Below are 8,745 nucleotides of genomic sequence, written 5' to 3'. Positions count from 1 at the left end.
AGTGTTCTCTCCTCCCGTATTGGATGAAAACAAAAAACAATCCGCATCTACGCAACCAGTAGAGAAAGACGCAATCATAGAGCCACCTATAGGGGAGCCACAAAAAAGGTAAATAAGCTAAGTTATAGGAATGCTTGTTGTATAAGCGGGCTTTGTATGATTTTAAAGTCTTTTTTGACTGACAGTGTCAGGCTTATGGAGCATGGTGATGATTGTTATTGTCTCTTCATTGATTTGGAGAGCAAAATGACAATAAAATTTAAACTTCGTATTCGCTTTATTAAGAATGGCAAGGGATCTGAGTTTTTAGCAATATTTGATCAGACAGCCTTTTATGTGGTTGTAAAATCCTTGATGTTGACGTGCAAATTTATCCCCTCCATGCACCTATTCTTCTCTTTACGCATGAGATGGAGAAACAGGATAGTGTTCTGTTTCATAAGCTTCAATTAACAAAACAAGAGTTTTCATTCTATCAAATTCTGGAGTATTAACTTCTGGCTGATTGTCAAACATTGCAGATACAATTTCTAAGGCTTTTTGATAATCTTTCTCAGTGCGAATGGGCTTGATGTTCATTTCTTAAATTTCTTTAAATTACATGGTATTGATGTCATCCTATTTAGATTGTAATAGTTTTAAAATTAATTGCAAAGAAGGCTATCCATGACCACACGTAATCCTAATCGCTGCCCTACTCATCCAGGAGAAGTTTTAGCAGATATTATTCCTGAAACTGGCAAAACAAAATTAGAAATTGCACAGATGCTTGGTATATCATACCAACATCTTTGCGATATTCTAAAGGCAAAAAAGCCTGTTTCTCCTGCTATTTCAGTCTATCTTGGAAAGATGTTTGGGAATGGAGCAGGTATATGGTTACGTATGCAAGCCAATTATGATGCTTGGCATGCAGAGCGTGAAACAGATGTTAGCAAAGTTCCGGTACTCCACACTGTTTAAGTATATTACTCAGTCTCTAGAAACTTTTTTAAGTAATTTTATTGCTTTAACTTCTTTAATTTTAAGAGCAATCTTACGCACAAAAGCACGGCTAAAACGCCCTTGTGGCTTCAAATCTTCAAAGTCAAAAAGAGATTCGCAAGAAACAACATTAAATTCATCAACACGTACCCAAGATTGCTTTTGCAAACCCGCACGCTGACATTCTATCTCAGGTACCTTTAAACTATACTGCAAATCATGAGATTCTTGAGAAGTAATAGGAAACAAAAAAAAGATGCTTTTCAGTTTTGACCATAACGCACGAAGGACGAGCTTTACGCCCCGAATGTTCACCTTTTTGTGCTTGTTCGTGCCACAAATAATAGTATCGAACAACATCCCCTGCTTTAAACATGTTCATCACTATTTAAAATGTCATCTAAACCACGATCTAAATCGTCTAATATATTTTGCGGTGCATCTGCATAGGAAAAAGACTGTGCGTGAGAGCGCGCTTTTATTAATTCATGATATAAATCAACGGGAAGCATAATGATTTTTTCACGCCCTCGCTTCGTTAAAGCTACAGGATTTGACATAGCTTCGTCTAAAATATCACCTGCCCCGCGATTTACATCTGTAAAACTATATTTTTTCATCAGTACAGCCCTTTAATAAATAATACGTATTATACGTATAATATGTATTGCGTAAAGAGATTTTACAACGTACTGGAGAACACTTTTGTAATTGGAATAAGCTTCTTTAAGGGAATCTACTAAACTCTCCCCCACTTAGAAGCAGGGAAGAGAGGTTATGTTTTTTAATTAAGCCGCTTTTGTGACAGAGCTTTCCAAACTCGGCTCGTAAGATTTTAATAAAGGCTCTATAATCGGAGGAGGTTTTAAAGTTCCAAAATGTGTAATCATTGCTAAAATTTTTAGTGCATTTGGGGTTTCATCTTGAAGCTTGAAAATTAAAGCTTTTTCTATCGCATCCATGGTTTCAATGAGAGTATTAAAAGCATTATCTTCAACATCATCACGATCAGAAAACTGATACAACGCCATCCATAAATCGCATAAAAAATCAATACTGGTATTCATTGTACACCTCCATCGATTTGTTCTCTCAAACATGCCAAACCTCTGGAGGTGATTTTTGTTGAAGGCAGTACCTTTTCTGTCCCATCTGGTCTCTGAATGGTAATCGCAGGACAATCCATGAATCTTTTCTTGATTTTATCCTGATAAGGTAATAGAGGCTCCCCTGGAGCTCGACGATACACCCAATCATGTTTACGCAAGTAATCAGTTAAGTCCTTAGGTCGTACCTCTAGCATTTTCGCTGCTTCAATAAGACCGAACAGCCCATCAGAGCGTTTTAAGCCCTCCAAAGCTTGTGCTTTTGGAGTTAGTTCTGCAATCACATGATCTTTCTGTTCGATTTGACTTTGTAAGTGATTCAAGACACCAAGCAATGCTTGAGGCGTTGAGTAATCTATTTGTGGTGTCACTACTTGTTTCAAGAGCCGTTCACATTTGATAAAGTATAAACGCGCTTCTCTACCTTTCTTATTATTCTCAACCATAGAAAGTTCTTTAGCTACGCTTAAGGTGAGATGATAATCTCTAGAGGGACGACCACCTTGGAGGTTTTCCCCAAAATTGGTGAAAACTAAATAATCCTGATTTTCTAATAAATTATATTTGTTGATGCGATATTTAATCCAAGTAGAGAAATCTTTACCTACTTCTAAAAACGCATGCAAATCACGAGCGTTTACCGTTTGAACAGTTTCCTGATCAATAGTTTGTTCCAATATTGGAATAAGAGTGTTCATGTGAACTCCTATTGGTTAGAGGTTTCTTAATGACACTCTAAAAAGAGTGCCGGGTGCTAAGAAACACGGCCAATAGTCCGTCGTTACACTTTCCCCGAAAGGGTATTGTATAGCGTAACCACACCCGACAAGATACTATATGCTACAAAGCATATCGTGAGTCAAAGTTTTTAAATTCCGGCGGGAAGAGATTATTTCGGTAATCTATCCGCTATTGGTTTAAGGTGTTTCTTAGGCACATGATTCGATTATTCATATTGTCGCTACATTGTCAAGTGGCAATGTAATGTTTTTATAAAAGTAATTAGTCAAATCCTTAGGTCGTACCTCTAGCATTTTCGCTGCTTCAATAAGACCGAGCAGCCCATCAGAGCGTTTTAAGCCCTCCAAAGCTTGTGCTTTTGGAGTTAGTTCTGCAATCACATGATCTTTCTGTTCGATTTGACTTTGTAGATGTGTCAAAAAGCCTATCATTGCTTGAGGACTTGAGTAGTCTATCTGTGAAACAGCTACCTGCTTTTCCAATTCTTGCCAACGGTCAATGATTTTAGCTCGTAATGTAGTGTTATAACCAGAAACAAGAATTAAACATTCACGCTTGGGGAGATTATAACAAGGGCAGCTTTCACCTTTTGCATCAATGTAAGTACCTATAAAATCAACCGGCTCAAATTTGAGCTCGTTAAATATTTGCTTGATATCACGCATAACATTCTTATGCTGCTTACCACACACTTCTGCAATTTCAATGCTAGACATAGTCTGAGTAACAGCACTATGAGAAGTACTTTTTTTTATTTCTATAAGAGTGTTCATGAGAACTCCTTGTGGGTTAGACGTTTTCTATTGACACTCTAAAAGAGTGCCGGGCGCTAGAAAACACGGCCACAAGCCCGTCGTTATGCTTTTCCCATAAAGGGTATTTTATAGCGCAACTACACCCGACAAATCTATTATACGCATGTAGCATATAATGAGTCAAAGCCTTTAATGTGCGGAGAAAAAATTGTTCCGGCAATTTATCCGCTTGTGGTTTTAAGGTGTTTTCTAGGCACCTGATTCGAAAATACACATCGCAGAAACAATGTCAAGATACTTTTGATATTTTTGTTAATTTCATCTTTGGATGCCGAGCATTGAAAAACACAGCTCTTCATCCCTCATTTTTTCCCATTCATTTTCATTCACCCCTCATTTAAAGGAGCATAAAATGGCAACAGGTTTTCTACACGGTGTTGAAGTTGTCGAGGTTGACGACGGCACCCGTCCCCTTCGCGCGGTACAATCGGCAGTTATCGGAATTATCGGCACAGCGCCCGATGCCGATGAGCAAGCATTTCCTCTTAACACACCCGTTTTGGTAACGGGTTCTCTTTCACAAGCAGCTAAACTGGATAAAACAGGTAAGCGTCAAGGCACCCTACCCAATGCCCTTGATCTCGTTTTCAAGCAAGTGGGTGCCATTGTTGTGGTCGTGCGCGTGAGCGAAGGTGATAATGAAAATGCAACTCTCACCAATGTTCTGGGCGGTGTGAATGCAAATGGCGCTTATGAAGGTGTTCATGCTTTTATTGGAGCACAATCTGTTGTGGGACAAACACCACGTATTTTGATTGCGCCAGGCTTTACCCATCAACGCCCATCCAGTGTGACCATTGAAGAGAATCGAACTGGTGCAACTGCCAACCCCGTCGCAGCAGAACTGATTGGCATTGCAGAACGTTTGCGCGCCATTGTGGTGCTTGATGCACCAAACACAACAGATGAAGCAGCCCTTAGTGCAGCAAAGGATTTTGATTCAAAGCGCGCCATTCTTATTGATCCATTTGTAAAGGTGAATCGTGATGGAAAGATCATAGAACAGCCGGCAAGTGCAGCGGTTGCTGGTGTCATTGCCAAAACGGATTTTACACACGGTTTTTGGCATTCCCCTTCAAACAAAGTGATCAATGGCATTGTTGGAACTGCGCGCCCCATTGATTTTTCCATTGGGGACAGATCAAGCCGCGCTAACCTTCTTAACGAACAAAACATCACAACAATTATCCGCGAAAATGGTTATCGTCTTTGGGGTAATCGCACCCTTTCAAGCGATACAAAGTTTGCTTTCTTATCGGTAGTGAGAACCGCAGATATGATCAATGACGCCATTTTGCGCGGGCATCTATGGGCAGTCGACCGCAATATCAAAAAAACCTACATGAGTGACGTGAGTGAAAGCGTCAATGCTTATTTGCGTGATTTAAAAGCGCAAGGCGCCATTCTTGGAGGACGCTGTACACCAGATCTAGAGCTTAATACAGCAAGTGCTATTGGAGACGGTAGAGTCTATTTCAATGTGGAATTCACACCAACAACACCAGCAGAACATATCACTTTCCGTTCACAAATCATCAATGATTACCTAGAGGAGATCTTTTAATGACTGTACCTGTTTTACCAAGGGTTCTAAAATATTTTAACATTTATGTCGATGGCATTCCCTATCAAGCAAAGTGTGAAAGTGTCACCCTACCGAATTTGAACTTGGTCGTTGAAAGTTATCGCGGCGGCGGCATAGATAGCGCCATTGAGGTTGACCTTGGTCTTGAAACCCTCATCCTCACCATGACCATTTCTGATTGTTCACCAGAATTAATGGCGCTGTTGGGGCGCACCGATGTCGACATCTCTCTGCGCAGTTCAATGCAAGCGCAAGGAACACCCGCAGAAGGGGTTATCATTACCATGAGAGGACTTTGCAAAGGTTTTGAAATGGCAGAATGGCAACCGGGAGGCAAAGCAACTTCTACAGCTACCTTCATATTGCAGTATTTCAAATATGTTCAGAAAGACGTTGAAATCGTTGAGATAGACGTCCTCAACCTCATTAGAAAATTCAATGGTGTCAATCAACTCGCAGACTATAGAGAAATTTTAGGATTATAAAATGACTATACAACAAAGAGTTACCCATCAATTGCTTGTTCCTATCACATTTGAAGGAAAAGAGCGTACTGAAATTACCTTACAACGCCCCAAAACAAAAGATTTGCAAGCCATCGACAAAAAAGAAGGCATAGAGCAAACAATCGCTATGATTGCACGTCTTTCTGGATGGCCGCATGAGGCGATCAGTGAACTCGATATCAATGATCTCTCAAACATTGGAGAGATTTTGGAATCTTTTATCAAACGGCGGGAAACCTCGACTGGGAAACCGCCGCTAAACTGATTGCCGATATTGCCATTGTGTTCCATTGGTCTCTTTCAGAGATGATGGAAATGGAACTGCAAGAACTCATATTCTGGCGAAAACAAGCAGCAGAAAGGTATAAAATAAAATGAGTGAAAAAGTTGCTGATGCAAAGGTAAAGTTGTCTCTTGAAGACCGACTTACCAAGCCTCTCAAACGTATACAAGAGCATTTTAAGAAATTATCCCATAGTTTGCGTATTCCACGCTTTTCTGCTGCTGTACAAAACATGACAAAAAGCCTTCATGGCGCTCAAAGTGCTCTTGGTGTAGCTGCAAGCCGTGCTTCAGTCTTTACCGGTGTCCTAGGGCTTGCTGGGGGTGGTCTTGTGGCAAGTATAACCGCCGTTACCATGAAAACCATGCATATGGGCGATAGTCTTTATCATGCATCTCACCATTTAGGCATGAGTGTTACGGCACTTCAATTATGGGGAGATGCGGCCGATAATTCAGGATATTCCGCCGAACTCTTTCAACAATCCTTGGCAACCTTAAATAGGCGTTCTGCGCAAGCATATGCCGGACAACAAAGAGGCATTATGGGGTTTGAAGCGCTTGGTATTTCTGTCAAAAACGCTTCTGGTAAACTCAAATCAAACTCCGTTTTATTAGAAGAAATTACCGAAAAAATGAGTAACATGAAAAATCAAGCACAAAGGCAGCGTATTGCTGCGCTGTTGTTTGGTGGAGATGGTAAAGAAATGGCTGCCATGCTTTCACAAGGTATGGCACCCATTAAAGAACTCTTTGCAAAGGCGCGGAAAGGAAAATGGCTGATAGGTGCCGATGTTGCACGCTATGCAGCAGATTTAAGCGACAAGCTTGGTGCCTTTAAGAAAAAAATAGGCGGTATTGCAAGCTTTATTGGCACGCGTTTCATGCCTGTGATCAATGATATGATTGATGCGTTTTCAAAGCTGATTGATGAAAACCGTGATCTTATCCAAACAACCGTGGCAAGCTGGGCAAAAACCTTAAAACAAACTTTGAAGGATTTGCTTGATCCTACTTCTGATTTGAGAAAAGGTATTAGTGATCTCACAGAGAGGATTAAAGGCTGGTTTCGATGGCTAGAGCCATTGATTGGTGAAATAACCCTCTTCAAGATAGGTCTTGTCGCCCTTGGTTCATTTATTTTTGGTCCACTCATTGCCGCATTAGCAGCCGTGGGAGCCGCTTTTGTTACCCTTGGCTATACTATGCTAACCACACCTATCGGTTGGCTCATTGGTGGTATTGCGGCACTTGTTGTACTCTATAAATATTGGCATAAACTCAATGGCTAGATGGCTGCATCTTTGGCCGCAGTTGGAGCAGTTCTTACCGTGGCATTCATTTCGGCAATGGCACCGGCTGCTTCTGCAATTGCCGGTCTTGCCGTAACGCTTATAGCTTCACTCATTCCAGCAATAACCACCGTTGGTTCTGCTTTTATATCCCTTGGTGTCGCAATCATGACCACACCTATTGGTTGGATCATGACAACACATTGATTTATAATGATAATTTACTGCTTTGCATATTGAATGAGAGTCTCGAATAACGTAGGATTCTCTCATTTCAAATCTCTTTATCTTGCATCAATTAAAATCACTCATTTGCACATCACAAGTGGGATGAGTGTGTGAATCAAATTTGTATAAGAAAGGAGTAAAAAATGGCTCTTATGAACCGTCTTAATGCAAGATCTGTCGCAACATTGGGGGCTGGCAATATAATGATGGTGCCGGCTTGCTTCTTCATAAGCGTAAAGATGGAGGTGCTCAATGGATTTACCGTTATATCATTCATGGGCGCCGTCGTGAAATGGGCTTGGGGGCTTTAAGAGATGTCTCTTTAAAACAAGCCCGTGAATTGGCAACTGGGTGGCGTTCTGTTCTTCGTGAAGGGCGTGACCCCATTCAAGAACGCGATAAACAAAAGCGTGAAGCAATAAGCAATCTCCATTATTTAAAAGATATTGCACTAGATGCTTTTGAAAGCCGTAAAGCTGAATTAAAAGGGGATGGTAAAAATGGTAAATGGTTTACACCTTTACGCCTTTATATTCTACCAAAATTAGGCTGTTTACCGGTTTCAGAGATTACCCAAACAGAGATACGCAATACCCTTGCCCCTATTTGGCATACAAAAGCTACAACAGCAGAAAAAGCATTGATACGCCTTAATCTTTGTCTCAAACATGCGGCTGCATTAGGGTTGGATGTTGATTTACAAGCAACAGAAAAAGCACGTGCTCTTTTAGGTAAACAACTCCATAAAACACAAAATATACCAGCCATGGATTGGAAAGATGTGCCGGCTTTTTATAAAACGCTTTGTCAAAAAACAGCTATAACACAACTAGCCTTGCGCTTGCTTATCCTTACAGGCGTTCGTACTTTTCCTTTGCGTCATATTCGTGAAGATCAAATTGAAGATGATGTCTGGACAATTCCTGCTGAAAATATGAAAGGAAAACGCGATGCTACAACAGAGTTTCGCGTGCCTCTATCAACAGAAGCACTAAAAATAATTGAACAAGCCCGTTGTATCTCTAAAAGTGATTTTCTTCTTTCTCCTACCGGTCGTTGTCCCATAGGTGAGAATTGTATGGCAAAATATATGCAACAGATTGGACTTGAAGCACGTCCCCATGGTTTTCGCTCTAGTTTACGCAATTGGCTTGCTGAAACAACCGATGCCCCCTATGAGGTCGCTGAAACTATTCTAAGTCATAC

10 protein-coding genes and 3 pseudogenes are annotated in these 8,745 nt (G+C 40.7%); 7 read left to right on the top strand and 6 right to left on the bottom strand.

The annotated features are described in order from the left end of the window. Positions 1-399 precede the first annotated feature (399 nt). Positions 400-579, bottom strand: coding sequence for a hypothetical protein (locus PVV69_RS08455; protein WP_273757157.1), 180 nt, complete (start codon positions 577-579; stop codon positions 400-402). 87 nt (positions 580-666) lie between these two features. Here PVV69_RS08455 and PVV69_RS08450 point away from each other — a divergent pair, with 87 nt between their 5' ends. Further along, positions 667-963: a HigA family addiction module antitoxin gene (locus tag PVV69_RS08450; protein ID WP_273757156.1), complete on the top strand. Its 297-nt coding sequence runs from the start codon at positions 667-669 to the stop codon at positions 961-963. A gap of 9 nt (positions 964-972) precedes the next feature. Here PVV69_RS08450 and PVV69_RS08445 read toward each other — a convergent pair whose 3' ends face one another. The 5 genes and pseudogenes from PVV69_RS08445 to PVV69_RS08425 all read right to left on the bottom strand — a co-directional run. Next, the gene (locus PVV69_RS08445; RefSeq protein ID WP_273757155.1) at positions 973-1,344 is read right to left on the bottom strand and encodes a hypothetical protein; all 372 of its coding nucleotides are present in this window, start codon (positions 1,342-1,344) and stop codon (positions 973-975) included. A gap of 8 nt (positions 1,345-1,352) precedes the next feature. Continuing rightward, complete coding sequence (locus tag PVV69_RS08440) at positions 1,353-1,604, bottom strand: type II toxin-antitoxin system Phd/YefM family antitoxin (RefSeq protein ID WP_273757154.1); 252 nt, start codon at positions 1,602-1,604, stop codon at positions 1,353-1,355. A gap of 168 nt (positions 1,605-1,772) precedes the next feature. Continuing rightward, the gene (locus PVV69_RS08435) at positions 1,773-2,051 is read right to left on the bottom strand and encodes a hypothetical protein (protein WP_273757153.1); all 279 of its coding nucleotides are present in this window, start codon (positions 2,049-2,051) and stop codon (positions 1,773-1,775) included. Continuing rightward, on the bottom strand, positions 2,048-2,788 hold the full coding sequence (locus PVV69_RS08430; RefSeq protein WP_273757152.1) for an antA/AntB antirepressor family protein: 741 nt from the start codon (positions 2,786-2,788) through the stop codon (positions 2,048-2,050). The genes PVV69_RS08435 and PVV69_RS08430 overlap by 4 nt, the downstream gene beginning before the upstream one ends. Positions 2,789-3,076: 288 nt before the next feature. Further along, a pseudogene (locus PVV69_RS08425) lies at positions 3,077-3,604 on the bottom strand (Rha family transcriptional regulator); the annotation flags it as partial. A gap of 394 nt (positions 3,605-3,998) precedes the next feature. On the opposite strand from PVV69_RS08425, the gene PVV69_RS08420 reads away from it, so the two are divergent. The 6 genes and pseudogenes from PVV69_RS08420 to PVV69_RS08395 form a co-directional block, all read left to right on the top strand. Next, positions 3,999-5,210, top strand: coding sequence for a phage tail sheath subtilisin-like domain-containing protein (locus PVV69_RS08420; RefSeq protein WP_273757151.1), 1,212 nt, complete (start codon positions 3,999-4,001; stop codon positions 5,208-5,210). Further along, complete coding sequence (locus PVV69_RS08415; protein ID WP_273757150.1) at positions 5,210-5,716, top strand: phage major tail tube protein; 507 nt, start codon at positions 5,210-5,212, stop codon at positions 5,714-5,716. The genes PVV69_RS08420 and PVV69_RS08415 overlap by 1 nt, the downstream gene beginning before the upstream one ends. Before the next feature lies 1 nt (position 5,717). Beyond that, entirely contained in the window at positions 5,718-6,002 is a 285-nt protein-coding gene (locus tag PVV69_RS08410) for a phage tail assembly protein (protein WP_273757149.1), read from the top strand. After that, on the top strand, positions 5,951-6,115 hold the full coding sequence (locus PVV69_RS10090; RefSeq protein WP_404978379.1) for a GpE family phage tail protein: 165 nt from the start codon (positions 5,951-5,953) through the stop codon (positions 6,113-6,115). Before PVV69_RS08410 ends, PVV69_RS10090 begins: the two co-directional genes overlap by 52 nt. Continuing rightward, positions 6,112-7,503: pseudogene (locus PVV69_RS08400) on the top strand (phage tail protein); the annotation flags it as partial. The gene PVV69_RS10090 and the pseudogene PVV69_RS08400, both read left to right, overlap by 4 nt. A gap of 179 nt (positions 7,504-7,682) precedes the next feature. After that, positions 7,683-8,745, top strand: a pseudogene (locus PVV69_RS08395) (tyrosine-type recombinase/integrase); the annotation flags it as partial.

Source organism: Bartonella sp. MM73XJBT, assembly GCF_028618465.1.
Taxonomy (GTDB): Bacteria; Pseudomonadota; Alphaproteobacteria; order Rhizobiales; family Rhizobiaceae; genus Bartonella.
The sequence above is the reverse complement of the archived record's forward strand: the minus strand, read 5'-3'. Positions and strand labels throughout refer to the sequence as shown.